The 15,795-nt window shown below is 69.8% G+C and carries 17 protein-coding genes; 6 read left to right on the top strand and 11 right to left on the bottom strand.

Annotated features, from left to right (window positions below; translation table 11 throughout):
- Nucleotides 1-245: 245 nt before the first annotated feature.
- From ACFZAT_RS04375 to ACFZAT_RS04365, 3 genes are all read right to left on the bottom strand, one after another.
- Nucleotides 246-569, bottom strand: a complete 324-nt coding sequence (locus tag ACFZAT_RS04375) for an STAS domain-containing protein (protein WP_018102617.1) — start codon at nt 567-569, stop codon at nt 246-248.
- A 237-nt stretch (nt 570-806) separates the two neighbouring features.
- A complete protein-coding gene (locus ACFZAT_RS04370; protein WP_391259749.1) occupies nt 807-1,655 on the bottom strand; it encodes a 3-hydroxybutyryl-CoA dehydrogenase in 849 nt (282 codons plus the stop codon).
- A gap of 132 nt (nt 1,656-1,787) precedes the next feature.
- On the bottom strand, nt 1,788-2,429 hold the full coding sequence (locus tag ACFZAT_RS04365; RefSeq protein ID WP_391259747.1) for a TetR family transcriptional regulator: 642 nt from the start codon (nt 2,427-2,429) through the stop codon (nt 1,788-1,790).
- An 80-nt stretch (nt 2,430-2,509) separates the two neighbouring features.
- Here ACFZAT_RS04365 and ACFZAT_RS04360 point away from each other — a divergent pair, with 80 nt between their 5' ends.
- Genes ACFZAT_RS04360 through ACFZAT_RS04350 form a run of 3 tightly spaced genes read left to right on the top strand, consistent with a single transcriptional unit; the run spans nt 2,510 to nt 4,642 of the window.
- On the top strand, nt 2,510-3,289 hold the full coding sequence (locus ACFZAT_RS04360) for an ATP-binding cassette domain-containing protein (RefSeq protein WP_391259744.1): 780 nt from the start codon (nt 2,510-2,512) through the stop codon (nt 3,287-3,289).
- Nucleotides 3,290-3,306: 17 nt separating this feature from the next.
- A complete protein-coding gene (locus tag ACFZAT_RS04355) occupies nt 3,307-4,056 on the top strand; it encodes an ABC transporter permease (RefSeq protein ID WP_391259741.1) in 750 nt (249 codons plus the stop codon).
- A 13-nt stretch (nt 4,057-4,069) separates the two neighbouring features.
- Nucleotides 4,070-4,642 carry a cob(I)yrinic acid a,c-diamide adenosyltransferase gene (locus ACFZAT_RS04350; protein ID WP_391259738.1) on the top strand — a complete coding sequence of 191 codons (573 nt, stop codon included), beginning with the start codon at nt 4,070-4,072 and terminating at the stop codon, nt 4,640-4,642.
- Here the strand turns inward: ACFZAT_RS04350 and ACFZAT_RS04345 are convergent.
- Nucleotides 4,639-5,184 carry a hypothetical protein gene (locus tag ACFZAT_RS04345; RefSeq protein ID WP_391259736.1) on the bottom strand — a complete coding sequence of 182 codons (546 nt, stop codon included), beginning with the start codon at nt 5,182-5,184 and terminating at the stop codon, nt 4,639-4,641. The two genes, ACFZAT_RS04350 and ACFZAT_RS04345, sit on opposite strands and share 4 nt — an antisense overlap.
- Before the next feature lie 94 nt (nt 5,185-5,278).
- On the opposite strand from ACFZAT_RS04345, the gene ACFZAT_RS04340 reads away from it, so the two are divergent.
- The 3 genes from ACFZAT_RS04340 (at nt 5,279) to ACFZAT_RS04330 (ending at nt 9,182) form a co-directional block, all read left to right on the top strand.
- Entirely contained in the window at nt 5,279-6,466 is a 1,188-nt protein-coding gene (locus tag ACFZAT_RS04340; RefSeq protein ID WP_391259733.1) for a histidine kinase, read from the top strand.
- Nucleotides 6,463-7,113 carry a response regulator gene (locus ACFZAT_RS04335; RefSeq protein WP_391259729.1) on the top strand — a complete coding sequence of 217 codons (651 nt, stop codon included), beginning with the start codon at nt 6,463-6,465 and terminating at the stop codon, nt 7,111-7,113. The genes ACFZAT_RS04340 and ACFZAT_RS04335 overlap by 4 nt, the downstream gene beginning before the upstream one ends.
- A gap of 179 nt (nt 7,114-7,292) precedes the next feature.
- Nucleotides 7,293-9,182: a glycosyl hydrolase family 18 protein gene (locus tag ACFZAT_RS04330; RefSeq protein WP_391259726.1), complete on the top strand. Its 1,890-nt coding sequence runs from the start codon at nt 7,293-7,295 to the stop codon at nt 9,180-9,182.
- An 82-nt stretch (nt 9,183-9,264) separates the two neighbouring features.
- On the opposite strand, the gene ACFZAT_RS04325 is transcribed toward ACFZAT_RS04330, so the two are convergent.
- The 7 genes from ACFZAT_RS04325 to ACFZAT_RS04295 form a co-directional block, all read right to left on the bottom strand.
- Nucleotides 9,265-9,711: a DUF2550 family protein gene (locus tag ACFZAT_RS04325; protein WP_391260269.1), complete on the bottom strand. Its 447-nt coding sequence runs from the start codon at nt 9,709-9,711 to the stop codon at nt 9,265-9,267.
- A gap of 140 nt (nt 9,712-9,851) precedes the next feature.
- A complete protein-coding gene (locus ACFZAT_RS04320; protein WP_143619738.1) occupies nt 9,852-10,226 on the bottom strand; it encodes a F0F1 ATP synthase subunit epsilon in 375 nt (124 codons plus the stop codon).
- Between the two features lie 109 nt (nt 10,227-10,335).
- Entirely contained in the window at nt 10,336-11,778 is a 1,443-nt protein-coding gene (gene atpD, locus ACFZAT_RS04315) for a F0F1 ATP synthase subunit beta (RefSeq protein ID WP_164399148.1), read from the bottom strand.
- A complete protein-coding gene (locus tag ACFZAT_RS04310) occupies nt 11,778-12,692 on the bottom strand; it encodes a F0F1 ATP synthase subunit gamma (protein ID WP_018102632.1) in 915 nt (304 codons plus the stop codon). The genes atpD and ACFZAT_RS04310 overlap by 1 nt, the downstream gene beginning before the upstream one ends.
- A 3-nt stretch (nt 12,693-12,695) precedes the next feature.
- Nucleotides 12,696-14,267 (bottom strand): F0F1 ATP synthase subunit alpha, encoded by a 1,572-nt coding sequence (gene atpA, locus ACFZAT_RS04305; protein ID WP_391259723.1) that lies wholly within the window; start codon nt 14,265-14,267, stop codon nt 12,696-12,698.
- Between the two features lie 137 nt (nt 14,268-14,404).
- Nucleotides 14,405-15,220 carry a F0F1 ATP synthase subunit delta gene (locus ACFZAT_RS04300; protein WP_391259721.1) on the bottom strand — a complete coding sequence of 272 codons (816 nt, stop codon included), beginning with the start codon at nt 15,218-15,220 and terminating at the stop codon, nt 14,405-14,407.
- Entirely contained in the window at nt 15,217-15,762 is a 546-nt protein-coding gene (locus tag ACFZAT_RS04295) for a F0F1 ATP synthase subunit B (protein WP_018102635.1), read from the bottom strand. The genes ACFZAT_RS04300 and ACFZAT_RS04295 overlap by 4 nt, the downstream gene beginning before the upstream one ends.
- Between the last annotated feature and the right edge of the window lie 33 nt (nt 15,763-15,795).

Here is a 15,795-nt window from a genome sequence, read left to right as displayed (position 1 = left end):
CGAGCGCGGTTGTCCCTCCCGGCCTCGCACGTCCGGATGCCGCCCACGGTCCGGTGTCCGCCGGGTCGGGTCCGTCAATCGGCAGACGGCCGAACCCTAAACCTTCGCACAGTATCCACGAGCATCCGGGGTAACGCGCCGTCCCGAGATCACGGTCTCGTGAGGATTGTGTGCCTTCTCGCCGTACGGTCACCGAGGGTCTGCCGGGGGTCCACGGGGCGTCCCCGTAAGCCCCTTCACACCCCTCAGACGCGGGGCAGGGACTCCGCCGCGATGCCGCCCTCGATGGCGAGGATGCGGTGCAGCCGGGTGGCCACCAGGAGGCGTTGCATCTGCGGAGGCACGCCGCGCAGCACGAGGCGCCGTCCGGCGCGCCCGGCCCTGCGGTGTGCGCCCATGATGACGCCGAGCCCGGTCGCGTCCCACGAATCCAGCTCGGTCAGGTCGAGCACCAGATCGCCGACGCCGTCGTCCAGGGCCGAGTGCAGGACCGTACGGGCGTCCGCCGCGCTTCGGACGTCGAGGCGGCCCCCGACGACCAGCTCGGCGTGGTCGCCCCTGATGTGCATATGCGCTCCCCTGGAATGCTCCGTGGCCCGGTCCGGCTGTCCGAAACTGTCTCTGCCCCAACTGACTGCGGCAGCGACAGGGTAGTTGCCGTCTGTAAGCGAACCGATACCGAATTCACTCCGAGGAGTGATGCGGGACGGTCGCGAACGCTGGTGGATCCGGTGGATCCGGACGGCGTTCCCCGAACGGCACCCGGTCTGGCTGACAGCGGATCAGCCGGACCGGACCGAAAATGATCAGTAGGTGTAGAAGCCCTGCCCGCTCTTGCGCCCGATGTCACCTGCATCGACCATCCGGCGCATCAGCTCCGGGGCGGCGAACTTCTCGTCCTGCGACTCGGTGTAGATGTTGCTCGTCGCGTGCAGCAGGATGTCCACGCCGGTGAGGTCCGCGGTCGCGAGCGGCCCCATCGCGTGGCCGAAACCGAGCTTGCACGCGACATCGATGTCCTCGGCCGTGGCGACGCCCGACTCGTACAGCTTGGCGGCCTCGACCACGAGCGCCGAGATCAGCCGGGTGGTGACGAAGCCGGCCACGTCGCGGTTGACGACGATGCAGGTCTTGCCGACGGACTCGGCGAACTCCCGTGCCGCGGCGAGGGTTTCGTCGCTGGTCTTGTAGCCGCGTACGAGCTCGCAGAGCTGCATCATCGGGACCGGCGAGAAGAAGTGCACGCCGACCACGCGCTCCGGGCGCTCCGTCACGGCCGCGATCTTGGTGATCGGGATGGCGGAGGTGTTGGAGGCGAGCACGGTGTCGTCCCGGACGATCTTGTCGAGCGTCCGGAAGATCTCGTGCTTCACCTCCAGCTTCTCGAAGACGGCCTCGACCACGATGTCCGCGTCGGCGACGGCGTCCAGGTCGGTGGTCGTGGTGATCCGGCCGAGCGCCGCCTCGGCGTCGGCCGCGTCCAGCTTGCCCTTGGCGACGAACTTGTCGAAGGAGCCCTTGATGCCGTCGCGGCCACGGGTCAGGGCCTCATCGGTGACGTCGCGCAGGACGACGTCCCAGCCGGCCCGGGCGGAGACCTGCGCGATGCCGGACCCCATGAGTCCGGCTCCGATGACGGCGAGCTTCCTGGCCACGTTGGCACCCCTCTGTATGTGTCGCTGGTTCTGGTCCATGCCCTCCGGCGGAGGTTAGTACCCGGGGCGGGCGCTGGGGACGCGAAGAGATGCGCGTCACGTCTCAAATGACGGACATCACACCGGGGGCCGTCATTCGGCGGTGCGCCGGGCGTAGTTGAGCACCTTTTCGCCCAACAGGTCCTCGATGTCGTCCAGCAGGACGAGCGCCTCCCTGGACACCTCCGCGGGCTTGCCGCCGGCCACCATCTCCTGCCCGATGTACGCCATGAGGGTGCTGTGGACCCAGGAGAGCTGACCGGCCACCAGGACCGGTGTCCGGCCCCCCGCCCCTGCCCCGCCCACCTCCACGAGGGTGGCCTCCAGGTGCTGCGCGGCCTCCTGCTGGATGTGCCAGAGGCGCGCCTTGAGGCTGTCGGCCTCCTCGATGACCCGCATGAAGCGCGCGTACCCCTCCATCAGGCCGACGGTGGGCGACACGCTCTCGACCTGGATGCGCAGCTCCCGGAGCACGGCGTCGGCGGCGGACTCGCCCCGGTCGCGGCCCCGGACGTACCGCGAGAGGCGTTCCACCACGCCGTTGCCGCGGTCGAGGAACAGGTCCTCCTTGGCGGGAAAGTAGTTGTACACGGTGTTGACCGAGACGTCGGCGGCACGGGCGACCTCGGCGATGGTCACCGCGTCGAAGCCCCGCTCCAGGAAGAGGCCGGTGGCCACGTCCGAGAGGTGCTGCCTGGTCTGCCGCTTCTTGCGCTCCCTGAGTCCCTCAGCCATGGCTCCATCGTAGATCGTCTGGGGTTCCTTAAAAATTGGAGTCATTGCATTTTTGCAGTGACTCTGTTTTCGTGGGGCGCATGACCGTCATCAGCACGTCCGGGCTCGCCCGGACCTTCATGAGCAAGTCCGGACCCGTCGAGGCCGTCCGCTGCCTGGACCTGACCGTCGCGGCGGGCGAGATCGTCGGCCTGCTCGGGCCGAACGGCGCGGGCAAGACGACCACCCTGCGCATGCTCACCACGCTGCTCTCCCCCACCGGCGGCGCGGCCACCGTCGCCGGCCGCGACCTGGTCGCCGACCCGGCGGGCGTACGCGAGCGGTGCGGTTACGTCGCCCAGTCGGGCGGAGTCGACCCGCACACCACCGTGCGGGAGGAATTGGTCACCCAGGGCCGGATGTACCGGCTGGGCAAGGCGGCGGCGGTCGCCCGGGCCGCCGGACTCGCCGGGGAACTGGGCCTGTCGGACCTCCTCGACCGGCGCACCGTCACCCTCTCCGGAGGCCAGCGCCGACGTCTCGACATCGCCATGGGGCTCACCCACCGCCCCGCCGTGCTCTTCCTGGACGAGCCGACCACCGGGCTCGACCCGGGCAGCCGCGCCGACCTCTGGGACCTGGTGCGCCGACTGCGCGAGACGCACGGCACCACCGTCGTGCTCACCACGCACTACCTGGACGAGGCGGACGCGCTCGCCGACCGGCTCGTCGTCATCGACGGCGGCCTGGTCGCGGCGGAGGGCACCCCGCCCGCGCTCAAGACCCGGTACGCGGGCTCGCCCGACGCCACGCTCCAGGACGCCTTCCTCGCCCTCACCGGACGCGCCCCCGCCACCGACACCGCCCCCCTCGCGGTCTGACACCCCTCGGGACACCCATGCTGCTGCACGACACCGCGCTGATCTTCGGGCGCTACGCCCGCCAGACGCTGCGCTCCAAGTTCCAGATCCTCTTCGGCATCCTGATGCCCCTGCTCTACCTGCTCTTCTTCGGTCCGCTGCTCACCGGGCTGCCGCTCGGCGGGGGCACCGACTCCTGGCAGATCCTGGTGCCCGGACTGCTGCTCCAGCTCGGCCTGTTCGGGGCCTCGTTCGCCGGGTTCGGCCTGATCATCGACAAGTCGACCGGGGTGGTCGAGCGGATGCGGGTGACCCCGGTGAGCCGGGCGGCGCTGCTGCTGGGCCGGGTGCTGCGGGACGCTCTGCTGTTCGTGTTCCAGGCGGTGCTGCTGGTGCTCGTCGCCGTCCTCATGGGGCTGCGGGCGCCGCTGGCCGGGGTGCTGATCGGCTTTCTCTTCGTCGGCCTGCTCACGGTCTCGCTGGCCTCGCTCTCGTACGCGCTCGCCATGCGGGTCTCGACGCCGCAGGAGTTCGGGCCCGTCATCAACTCGCTCACCATGCCCGCGATGCTGCTGTCCGGCCTGATGCTGCCGATGACGCTCGGCCCGAAGTGGCTGGACGTCCTCTCGCACTTCACGCCGTTCCGCTACCTGGTGGACGCGGTCCGGGACGCGTACGCGGGCTCGTACGCCACCGCGCACATGCTGTACGGGGTCCTGGTCGCCCTCGGCTTCGCGGCCCTGGCCGTGACGGTGGGCACAGGTGTCTTCCGGAAGGCCGGGGCGTAACTACTCTGACCGCATGGTCAATCTGACGCGCATCTACACCCGTACCGGCGACCAGGGCACCACCGCCCTCGGCGACATGAGCCGCACCGCCAAGACCGATCTGCGGATCTCCGCGTACGCCGACGCCAACGAGGCGAACGCGGTCATCGGCACCGCGATCGCCCTCGGGCAGCTGGACGAGGACGTCGTGAAGGTCCTCGTCCGCGTGCAGAACGACCTGTTCGACGTGGGCGCGGACCTCTCCACGCCGGTGGTCGAGGACCCGAAGTATCCGCCGCTGCGGGTGGAGCAGTCGTACGTGGACAAGCTGGAGGCCGACTGCGACCACTACCTGGACCAGGTGGAGAAGCTCCGCAGCTTCATCCTCCCGGGCGGCACACCGGGCGCGGCGCTGCTCCACCAGGCGTGCACCGTGGTCCGGCGCGCCGAGCGGTCGACCTGGGCGGCGATGGAGGTGCACGGCGAGATCATGAACGCGCTGACGGCGACCTACCTCAACCGCCTCTCGGACCTGCTGTTCATCCTGGCCCGGGTGGCGAACAAGGAGGTCGGCGACGTGCTGTGGGTGCCGGGCGGCGAGCGCTAGGCATTCGGGTCCGGCGCCCGTTTCGGAAACACCGTGTAGCTCGCCGCGATCACCAGGTTGATCCCGATGACCAGCAGCATCGTCCGCTGCCAGGACCGCAGCGAGCTCACGTCCCCGTCCCCGCCCACGTACCAGACGGCCGCCTGGAGCAGCGCCAGCGCGGTCGCGGCGGCCACGGTCCAGCGGCCGGCCACCTTCCACTCGTGGACCGCCCGCGCCTTCCCGTACTTCGGCGGCCTCACCGGCTGCGGGCCACCGGCGAACCGGTGCGCGACGCGGGCGTCGGCCCACTTGATGGTGGAGTGCCCGAGGCCGGCCGTGAAGCCGATGTAGACCGCGGCGAGCCCGTGCTTCCAGTCCGGCTCGGCGCCGTTCTTCAGGTCGACGGCGGTCACCGCGAGCAGGACGAGCTCCAGCACCGGTTCGCCCAGCAGCACGGCGGCGCCCAGGTGCGGTTTGCGCGCCCCGTACCGCAGCGCCAGGCCGGCGGCCAGCAGCACCCAGAAGGCGATCTCGCAGGCGACGATCAGTGTGACGATCACGGGTCCGCTCCTTTTCGCTCCCTTCCAGCCTGGCCGCCGCCCCGGGCCCGATCATCGGTCCCGATGACGAATCCCGACTGCATACTTCGATGTAGTGCCGACTCCCTCCCCGCCCCGCCCGCACCGCGACGACGTGCTCATCGCGGTCCTCGGGCTGCTCGGCGGAGTGGTGCTGTGGCTGCTCAACCTCCACATGCGCACCGGTGACGTCCTCGGGGACACCCGGCTGCCGCTCATCCCGCTCGTCGTGATGTCGGGGGCGGAGCTGCTGCGCAGGACCTCGCCCCGCACCGCCCTGACCGTCGGCTCCGTCGCGCTCGTCGCGGACCAGTGCACCCACGGCAATCTGGCCACCGTGGCGATGTACACGGACGTCATGTACGCGGCCGTGCTGTACGGGACCCCGGCGGCCGCCCGCCGCATCCCGGTGGTCACCTTCCTGATCTCCCTCCTCGTCACCATCGGTTCGCTCGCCTGGACCCGCAGTCCCGAGGCCCTGCTCCTCGGCATCGTCACCGCCCTCGTCGTCTTCGTGCCCGCGCTCACCGGCGTCAGCGTGCGCAACCACCGGGACGCGGCCGAGACGGCCCGGCTGCGCGCCGACCAGACCGCCCTGCTCGCCGAGATGGACCGCACCCAGGCGGTGACCGCCGAGCGGGCCCGGATGGCGCGCGAGCTGCACGACCTGGTCGCCAACCACCTGTCCGCGATCGCGATCCACTCCACCGCCGCGCTCTCCCTCGACGACCCGGACACCTCGCGCGACGCCCTCGGGGTCATCCGCGAGAACAGCGTCGAGGGTCTGGCCGAAATGCGCCGCCTGATCGGGTTGCTGCGCACCGGTGGAGCCGACGCGGAGCCCAGCAGCTCGCCGTCCCTGGATTCGCTGGACGCGCTGGTCGAGCAGCATGGCGCGGCCGCCGCGGACGCCGGTCTGACCTGCGTACTGGAGGACACCAGGGACGGCGGGGCACCCCTGCCGGCGCCGGTCGGGCTGGCCGCGTACAGGATCGTGCAGGAGTCCCTGACCAATGCGCTCAAGCACGCGGCGCCGGGCCCGGTCACGGTGCGGCTGGGGCAGCCGGGGCGGCGGCTGACGGTCGAGGTGAAGAGCGCGCTCGGGGACCGGACGGGGCCGCGCGCGCCGGGGTCCGGGGCCGGTCTGGTGGGGATGCGGGAACGGGTGGCGCTGCTCGGCGGGGAGTTCGAGGCGGGCCCGGAGGGCGAGTGGTGGCGGGTGCGGGCGGAGCTGCCCGTGGACGAGGGAGAGGCGGGGTCATGACGGTCCGGGTGGTGGTCGCGGAGGACCAGACGGCGGTACGGGCGGGGCTGGTGCTCATCCTGGGCAGCGCGCCGGACATCGAGGTCGTCGGCGAGGCCGGGGACGGCGAGGAGGCGGTACGGCTGGCTCGGGAGCTGCGGCCGGACCTGGTGCTGATGGACGTGCAGATGCCGCGCCTGGACGGGGTTTCGGCCACCCGGCAGGTGACCGGTGAGGGGCTGGCGGACGTGCTGGTGCTGACGACGTTCGACCTGGACGCCTATGTGTTCGGGGCGCTGCGGGCGGGGGCGTCGGGCTTCCTGCTGAAGGACACCGAGGCGGCCGGGCTGCTCGACGCGGTGCGCACGGTGGCGCGCGGCGAGGGGCTGATCGCCCCGGCCGTGACGCGGCGGCTGATCGCGGAGTTCGCGGGGGCCCGCTCCGTACGGGCGGCGGACGCTCCGGACGCCTCGGTGCTGGAGGCGCTGACCCGGCGGGAGCGCGAGGTGCTGGGGTGTCTCGGCGAAGGGTTGTCGAACGCGGAGATCGCGGCGCGGCTGTCCATGGCGGAGGCGACGGCGAAGACGCACGTCAGCCGGTTGCTGGGGAAGCTGGAGCTGCGCAGCAGGGTCCAGGCGGCTGTGCTGGCCCAGGAGTTGGGCGTCTGAGGTTTATTCGGCGGACGGTCACGATCTTTGGTCCAGACCTCTTGACGATTGGTCCAGACCTTCTTAATCTCACCGAACACACTGCGGTGAGCCTGCCATGACAAAAGCGGGCTCAGGGCGGCGCAGGGTTGCAGTTCACGGACCACCCCGTATGTCCGGACCTCACCCGAGGAGCACCGTTGAGCACTGAGACCCCCCGCCGTTCCCGATTCAGACTCGGGTCCGGTCAAGCCACCAGAACCAGAGCCGTCGCGGGCCTCACCGCGCTGCTCCTTCCGCTCGCCGCCATGGTCGGCATGGCCTCCCCCGCCGAGGCGGCGACCTCCGCCACGGCCACGTACGTCAAGAAGTCCGACTGGGGCACGGGCTTCGAGGGCCAGTGGACGGTGAAGAACACCGGCACCACCTCCCTCAGCTCCTGGACCATCGAGTGGGACTTCCCCAGCGGCACCGCCGTCGGCTCCGCCTGGGACGCCACCGTGACCCACACGGGCAACCACTGGACCGCCAAGAACGTCGGCTGGAACGGCACCGTCGCCCCCGGCGCCAGCGTCTCCTTCGGCTTCAACGGCACCGGCTCCGGCAGCGGCGCCGCCACCAACTGCACGCTGAACGGCGCCTCCTGCGACGGCGGCCCCACCGTCCCGGGTGACAATCCCCCGTCGGCGCCGGGCACCCCCACCGCGAGCGCCGTCACCGACACCTCGGCGAAGATCAGCTGGACCGCGGCCACCGACGACAAGGGCGTCAAGAACTACGACGTCCTGCGGGACGGCTCGGTCGTCGCCACGGTCACCGGCACCACGTACACGAACACCGGCCTCACCGCGGGCACGGACTACTCGTACAGCGTGCAGGCGCGGGACACCGCCGACCAGACCGGCCCGGTCAGCGGCGCCGTCAAGGTCCACACCACTGGCGGCGGCGGCACCGACCCCGGCGGGCCGGGCACCGGCGACAAGGTCAACCTCGGTTACTTCACCGACTGGGGCGTCTACGGCCGGAACTACCACGTCAAGAACATGGACACGTCCGGTTCGGCCGCGAAGATCACGCACATCAACTACGCCTTCGGCAACGTCCAGGGCGGCAAGTGCACCATCGGCGACTCGTACGCCGACTACGACATGGCGTACACCGCGGACAAGTCCGTGGACGGCGTCGCCGACACCTGGGACCAGCCGCTGCGCGGCAGCTTCAACCAGCTGCGCAAGCTCAAGGCGAAGTACCCCCACATCAAGGTGCTGTGGTCGTTCGGCGGCTGGACCTGGTCCGGCGGCTTCGGCCAGGCGGCCCAGAACCCGGCCGCGTTCGCCGAGTCCTGCTACAACCTGGTCGAGGACCCGCGCTGGGCCGATGTCTTCGACGGCATCGACATCGACTGGGAGTACCCCAACGCCTGCGGGCTGACCTGTGACACCAGCGGCCCGGACGCGCTGAAGAAGCTCACCTCGGCGCTGCGCACCAAGTTCGGCAGCAACAACCTGGTCACCGCCGCCATCACGGCCGACGGCTCCCAGGGCGGCAAGATCGACCTGGCGGACTACGCCGGCGCCGCGCAGTCGCTCAACTGGTACAACGTGATGACGTACGACTTCTTCGGCGCCTGGGACGCGAAGGGCCCGACCGCCCCGCACTCCCCCCTCACCTCCTACAGCGGCATCCCGAAGGCCGGCTTCAACTCCGCCGACGCCATCGCCAAGCTGAAGGCCCAGGGCGTCCCCGCGTCCAAGCTGCTGCTGGGCATCGGCTTCTACGGCCGCGGCTGGACCGGTGTCACCCAGGACGCGCCCGGCGGCACCGCCACCGGCGCCGCGCCCGGCACGTACGAGGCGGGCATCGAGGACTACAAGGTCCTCAAGAACACTTGCCCGACCACCGGCACGATCGCCGGCACCGCGTACGCCCACTGCGGCACCAACTGGTGGAGCTACGACACTCCGGCCACCATCAAGTCGAAGATGGCCTGGGCGAAGACGCAGGGCCTGGGAGGCGCGTTCTTCTGGGAGTTCAGCGGGGACACCAGCAACGGTGAACTCGTGAGCGCCATGAACACCGGCCTCAAGTAACCCCCGAGGCTCAACCCCCCGAAAAACGCCGGGGAGACAGGTCCGCCCCCTGTCTCCCCGGTTTTCGCATGCGGTACGCGGCTCAGGCCACGTTCACCCTCTGGCCGGGCGGGGCCGCCTCCAGCCAGGCCAGGAAACCGGTCAGCGCGTCCTCGCTCATCGCCAGCTCCAGTCGGGTCTCGCGGTGGAGACAGCCGAGCACGATCGCGTCGGAGAGCAGCGCAAGCTCCTCCTCGCCCTCCGGTATCCGGCGGGCCACGACCTCGATCGCGGACCGCTCCAGGACCCGGCGCGGACGCGGCGAGTAGCTGAAGACGCGGAACCAGTTCACCTTGTCGCCGCTGTACCGGGCGACGCCGTACACCCAGCCCTTGCCGGACAGGTCCGGTTCCTCGGGTACGTTCCACCGGAGACTGCAGTCGAAGGTCCCGCCCGAGCGCTGGATCAGCCGCCGGCGCAGACCGAAGACGAAGAGTCCCAGCGCGACCAGTGCGACGACCAGTCCGCCCACCCACAGCGCGAGGTACATCTCCACCGACCTCCTCGCATCATCGAGTAGACGGACACCGTCCGTACGTCACCTGCATCTGCATCGCCTCAGCCGCGACACGGTCCGGAGGGGTCTCCGGCACGGGCCGCGGCTGAGGGTAAAACCATGTCGTGAGGTGGCTAGTGTGCCGCCACCGCACGCAGTCGCACTTCGGCGCGCCGCTCGGAAGCGGCGTCCGTGTCCGACTTCGCACGCTCAAGCGCACGTTCGGCGCGCTCGACGTCGATCTCGTCGGCAAGCTCCGCGATCTCAGCGAGAAGCGACAGCTTGTCGTCGGCGAACGAGATGAAACCGCCGTGCACGGCGGCGACGACGGTCGCGCCCTCGCTCGTACGGATCGTCACCGGGCCCGATTCCAGCACACCCAGAAGCGGCTGGTGACCGGGCATGACGCCGATGTCGCCGGACGTGGTGCGCGCGACGACCAGGGTGGCCTCGCCGGACCAGACACTGCGGTCCGCGGCGACCAGCTCGACGTGCAGCTCAGCAGCCAAGGGTGGCTCCTCGGGTCACCACCCGGCGGTCGTGCCGGGTGTTGGGTCAATTCTACGGGGCGTGGTGAGGGGGACGGGACGCACCCGCCCCCCTCGGTGAGCCGGGGGCTCAGGAGACGCCGAGCTCCTTGGCGTTGGCCTTCAGGTCCTCGATGCCACCGCACATGAAGAACGCCTGCTCGGGGAAGTGGTCGTACTCACCGTCGCAGATGGCGTTGAACGCGGCGATCGACTCGTCGAGCGGAACGTCCGAACCGTCCACGCCGGTGAACTGCTTGGCGACGTGGGTGTTCTGCGACAGGAAGCGCTCGACGCGACGGGCACGGTGGACAACGAGCTTGTCCTCCTCGCCCAGCTCGTCGATACCGAGGATCGCGATGATGTCCTGGAGGTCCTTGTACTTCTGCAGGATCCCCTTGACACGCATCGCGGCCGAGTAGTGGTCCTCGGCGATGTACCGCGGGTCGAGGATGCGGGACGTCGAGTCCAGCGGGTCCACGGCCGGGTAGATGCCCTTCTCGGAGATCGGACGGGAGAGCACCGTCGTCGCGTCGAGGTGGGCGAAGGTGGTCGCCGGCGCCGGGTCGGTCAGGTCGTCCGCGGGGACGTAGATCGCCTGCATCGAGGTGATCGAGTGACCGCGGGTCGACGTGATGCGCTCCTGGAGCAGACCCATCTCGTCGGCCAGGTTCGGCTGGTAACCCACCGCGGACGGCATACGGCCGAGCAGGGTGGACACCTCGGAACCGGCCTGGGTGTACCGGAAGATGTTGTCGATGAAGAAGAGCACGTCCTGCTTCTGCACATCGCGGAAGTACTCCGCCATGGTCAGACCGGCCAGGGCGACGCGGAGACGGGTCCCCGGCGGCTCGTCCATCTGGCCGAAGACGAGCGCCGTCTTGTCGATGACGCCGGAGTCGGCCATCTCCTCGATGAGGTCGTTGCCCTCACGGGTGCGCTCACCGACGCCCGCGAACACCGACACACCGTCGTGGTTGTTGGCGACGCGGTAGATCATCTCCTGGATCAGCACGGTCTTGCCGACACCGGCACCACCGAACAGACCGATCTTTCCACCCTTGACGTACGGGGTGAGGAGGTCGATGACCTTGACGCCGGTCTCGAACATCTCGGTCTTGGACTCGAGCTGGTCGAAGTTGGGCGCCTTGCGGTGGATCGGCCAGCGCTCGGTGACCTCGGCCTCGGCCTCGGGCTTGTTGAGGATCTGGCCGAGGGTGTTGAACACCTTGCCCTTGGTGATGTCACCGACGGGGACGGTGATGCCGGTGCCCGTGTCGGTGACCGGGGCCTGGCGGACCAGACCGTCGGTCGGCTGCATCGAGATCGCGCGGATCACACCGTCGCCGAGGTGCTGGGCGACCTCGAGCGTCAGGGTCTTGAGCTTGCCGTCCTCGGCCGGGTCGGCCACCTCGACGGTCAGCGCGTTGTAGATGTCCGGCATCGCGTCGACGGGGAACTCCACGTCGACGACCGGGCCGATGACCCGGGCGACGCGGCCCGTGGCAACGGCCGTCTCAACTGTGGTCGTCATTACTTGTCACTCCCCGCGGTCGCGTCGGCCAGCGCACTGGCACCACCGACGATCTCGCTGATTTCCTGGGTGATTTCGGCCTGGCGGGCCGCGTTGGCAAGCCGGGAGAGCGTCTTGATGAGCTCACCGGCGTTGTCGGTGGCCGACTTCATCGCGCGGCGGCGGGCGGCGTGCTCGGAAGCAGCGGCCTGCAGCAGCGCGTTGTAGATACGGCTCTCGACGTACCGCGGAAGCAGGGCGTCGAGGACGTCCTCCGCCGACGGCTCGAAGTCGAAGAGCGGCAGGATCTCGCCCTTGCCGGTCTCCTGCTCCGTGGCACCGAGACTGAGCGGCAGCATCCGGTCGTCGACCGGGTTCTGCGTCATCATCGACACGAACTCCGTGAAGACGATGTGCAGCTCGTCGACACCGCCCTCGGCGGTCTCCTGGGACACCGCCTCGATCAGCGGGGCAGCCGCCCGCTTGGCATCCGCGTACGTCGGGCTGTCGGTGAAGCCGGTCCACGAGTCCGCGATCTTGCGCTCGCGGAACCCGTAGTAGGCGACACCCTTGCGGCCGATCACGTACGTGTCGACCTCCTTGCCCTCACCGCGCAGCCGCTCGGTCAGCTTCTCCGCGGCCTTGATGGCGTTGGAGGAGTAACCGCCGGCCAGACCGCGGTCGCTCGTGATGAGCAGGATCGCGGCCCGGGCCGGGGACTCGGCTTCGGTGGTCAGCGGGTGCTTGGTGGTGGAGCCGGTCGCCACCGCGGTCACCGCGCGGGTGAGCTCGGTCGCGTACGGCGTCGACGCCGCCACCTGGCGCTGCGCCTTGACGATGCGCGAGGCGGCGATCATCTCCATCGCCTTGGTGATCTTCTTCGTGGCGGTGACGGAGCGGATGCGGCGCTTGTAAACGCGAAGCTGAGCGCCCATCGATCAGCCCTCGCCCAGGAGCTTGCCGTCCGAGGTCTCGAACTGCTGCTTGAAAGCGGCGACGGCGTCGGCGATGGCCTCGAGCGTGTCGTTGGACATCTTGGCGCCCTCGCGGATGCTGGTGAGGAGGTCCTTGCGCTCGCGGCGCAGGAACTCCAGCAGCTCCGTCTCGAAGCGGCGGATGTCCTCGACCGGGACGTCGTCCATCTTGCCGTTGGTGCCGGCCCAGACGGAGACGACCTGCTCCTCGACCGGGAACGGGGCGTACTGCGGCTGCTTCAGCAGCTCGACCATGCGCTTACCGCGCTCCAGCGACGCCTTCGAGGCCGCGTCCAGGTCGGAACCGAAGGCGGCGAACGCCTCCAGCTCGCGGTACTGGGCGAGGTCCACGCGGAGCCGGCCGGACACCTGGCGCATGGCCTTGTGCTGGGCGGAGCCACCGACGCGGGAGACCGAGATACCGACGTTCAGGGCCGGACGCTGACCGGCGTTGAACAGGTCGGACTCCAGGAAGCACTGGCCGTCGGTGATGGAGATGACGTTGGTCGGGATGAACGCCGACACGTCGTTCGCCTTGGTCTCGACGATCGGGAGACCCGTCATCGAACCGGCACCCATGTCGTCGGAGAGCTTGGCGCAGCGCTCCAGCAGACGCGAGTGGAGGTAGAAGACGTCACCGGGGTACGCCTCACGGCCCGGCGGGCGGCGCAGCAGCAGGGAGACGGCGCGGTAGGCGTCGGCCTGCTTCGAGAGGTCGTCGAAGATGATCAGGACGTGCTTGCCCTGGTACATCCAGTGCTGGCCGATGGCCGAGCCGGTGTACGGCGCGAGGTACTTGAAGCCGGCCGGGTCGGACGCCGGGGCGGCGACGATGGTCGTGTACTCCAGGGCGCCGGCCTCTTCGAGGGCGCCGCGCACGGAGGCGATCGTCGAGCCCTTCTGACCGATGGCGACGTAGATGCAGCGCACCTGCTTGTTCACGTCGCCCGAGCGCCAGTTGTCGCGCTGGTTGATGATCGTGTCGACGGCCAGAGCGGTCTTACCCGTCTGACGGTCGCCAATGATCAGCTGACGCTGGCCGCGGCCGATCGGCACCATGGCGTCGACGGCCTTGTAGCCGGTCTGCATCGGCTCGTGCACCGACTTGCGGACCATGACGCCAGGGGCCTGCAGCTCGAGGGCGCGGCGGCCGTCGGTCGCGATCTCGCCGAGACCGTCGATCGGGTTGCCGAGCGGGTCGACGACACGGCCGAGGTAGCCCTCGCCGACGCCGACGGAGAGCACCTCACCGGTGCGCTGCACCGGCTGGCCCTCCTCGATGCCGCTGAACTCGCCGAGGACGATCGCACCGATCTCGCGCTCCTCGAGGTTGAGGGCGAGACCGAGGGTGCCGTCCTCGAACTTCAGCAGCTCGTTCGCCATGGCGGAGGGCAGGCCCTCCACCTTCGCGATGCCGTCGCCGGCAACGCTGACCGTACCGACCTCCTCGCGCGAGGCCGCGTCCGGCTTGTACGACTGGACAAAGTTCTCCAGCGCGTCCCGGATCTCCTCCGGCCGGATCGTGAGCTCCGCCATCTGGGTTCCCTGCTCTCCTTGTTGGGCCCGAAGTTTCTTAAGGGGGTCTGGGGGCCGACCCCCAGGAATCTTCTGCAGTTTCTGCACGGCCCAACCGGGCCGCTGGTCTTGCTCTGTTCTGTTGCGCTGCGTCTGTGTCAGCCGGCCATACGACGGGTCGCCTCGTCGAGGCGGTCCGCGATGGTGCCGTTGATGACCTCGTCGCCGACCCGCACCGCGATCCCGCCGAGGACCGAGGGGTCCACGTCCAGGTTCAGGTGCATCTCGCGGCCGTAGAGCTTCGCCAGGGCGGCACCCAGGCGCTGCTTCTGCCGGTCGCTGAGCGGCACCGCGGAGGTGACGATCGCGACCATGCGCTCCCGGCGCTCCGCGGCGAGCTTGGAGAGGGAGTCGAGTCCCGCTTCCAGGCTACGTCCACGCGGCTGGGTGACAAGCCGCACGATGACGCGCTCGGTGGCGGGCCGCGCCTTGCCGCCGAGCAGGCTGCGGAGCAGCTCGCCCTTGGCGGCGGGGGTCGCGGTCCGGCTGGTGAGCGCGGCGCGCAGGCCGGTGTCCGAGGCGACGATGCGGCCGAACCGGAAGAGTTCGTCCTCGACGTCGTCCAGGTCACCGCCCCGCTGGGCGGCCGTGAGGTCGGCGGTGTTCGCCAGCTCCTCGACCGCGTCGACCAGGTCGCGGGACTGCGACCAGCGCGAGCGGACCATGCCGGTGACCAGGTCGACGGCTTCGCCGCCCACCTGGCCGCCGAGCAGGCGGCCTGCCAGCTCGGCCCTGGCCTCGCCCGGCTGCGCCGGGTCGGTCAGGACCCGGCGCAGCGACACCTCGCGGTGCAGCAGCGCCGTGACGCCGGCCAGGTCCTCGGCGAGCTTCGCCGCGTCGACCGACGTGGAGTCGGTCAGCGCGTCGAGACGCTCGCGTGCGGCAGCCAGTGCCTCGCGGCTCGCGCTGTTCATCGGACGGCCTCGGCCTTCGCTTCGAGCTCGTCGAGGAAGCGGTCGACGGTGCCACTCTGCCGGGCGTGGTCCTCCAGGGACTCACCGACGAGCTTGCCGGCCAGGTCGGTGGCGAGCTTGCCCACGTCCTGGCGCAGCGCGGCGGCGGCGGCCTTGCGGTCGGCCTCGATCTGGGCGTGGCCGGCGGCGACGATCTCGTCGCGCTGGCGCTGGCCCTCGGCACGCATTTCCTGCAGGATCACGGCGCCCTGCTCCTGCGCCTCCTGGCGCATACGAGCGGCTTCGTGGCGGGCCTCGGCGAGCTGAGCCTTGTACTGCTCAAGAACGCTCTGGGCCTCGGTCTGGGCCGCATCGGCCTTCTCGATACCGCCTTCGATGGCCTCGCGGCGCTCTTCCAGAACCTTGTTGATGTTCGGGAGGAGCTTCTTGGCGAGGAAGCCGAAGACGATGACGAAAGCGATGAGGCCAATGACGAGCTCAGGGATCGGCGGAATGAGCGGGTTTTCCGCTTCCTCCGCCGCGAGCTGAACCAGGGGGTTCACGTCAGTGCCTTCCGTCGAATGGGCTGTTCGCGA

The organism is Streptomyces sp. NPDC008163 (assembly GCF_042956885.1).
Lineage (GTDB): Bacteria > Actinomycetota > Actinomycetes > Streptomycetales > Streptomycetaceae > Streptomyces > Streptomyces drozdowiczii_A.
Note: the sequence above shows the minus strand (reverse complement) of the source record. Positions and strands in the feature narration are given on the sequence as shown.

What these genes read in the sequence shown, in the direction of transcription:
- ACFZAT_RS04375 (WP_018102617.1), bottom strand. Translation starts at nt 569, where the DNA reads ATGCACATCAGGGGCGACCACGCCGAGCTGGTCGTCGGGGGCCGCCTC.
- ACFZAT_RS04365 (WP_391259747.1), bottom strand. Translation starts at nt 2,429, where the DNA reads ATGGCTGAGGGACTCAGGGAGCGCAAGAAGCGGCAGACCAGGCAGCAC.
- ACFZAT_RS04360 (WP_391259744.1), top strand. Translation starts at nt 2,510, where the DNA reads ATGACCGTCATCAGCACGTCCGGGCTCGCCCGGACCTTCATGAGCAAG.
- ACFZAT_RS04355 (WP_391259741.1), top strand. Translation starts at nt 3,307, where the DNA reads ATGCTGCTGCACGACACCGCGCTGATCTTCGGGCGCTACGCCCGCCAG.
- ACFZAT_RS04350 (WP_391259738.1), top strand. Translation starts at nt 4,070, where the DNA reads ATGGTCAATCTGACGCGCATCTACACCCGTACCGGCGACCAGGGCACC.
- ACFZAT_RS04335 (WP_391259729.1), top strand. Translation starts at nt 6,463, where the DNA reads ATGACGGTCCGGGTGGTGGTCGCGGAGGACCAGACGGCGGTACGGGCG.
- ACFZAT_RS04325 (WP_391260269.1), bottom strand. Translation starts at nt 9,711, where the DNA reads ATGTACCTCGCGCTGTGGGTGGGCGGACTGGTCGTCGCACTGGTCGCG.
- atpD (WP_164399148.1), bottom strand. Translation starts at nt 11,778, where the DNA reads ATGACGACCACAGTTGAGACGGCCGTTGCCACGGGCCGCGTCGCCCGG.
- ACFZAT_RS04310 (WP_018102632.1), bottom strand. Translation starts at nt 12,692, where the DNA reads ATGGGCGCTCAGCTTCGCGTTTACAAGCGCCGCATCCGCTCCGTCACC.
- atpA (WP_391259723.1), bottom strand. Translation starts at nt 14,267, where the DNA reads ATGGCGGAGCTCACGATCCGGCCGGAGGAGATCCGGGACGCGCTGGAG.
- ACFZAT_RS04300 (WP_391259721.1), bottom strand. Translation starts at nt 15,220, where the DNA reads ATGAACAGCGCGAGCCGCGAGGCACTGGCTGCCGCACGCGAGCGTCTC.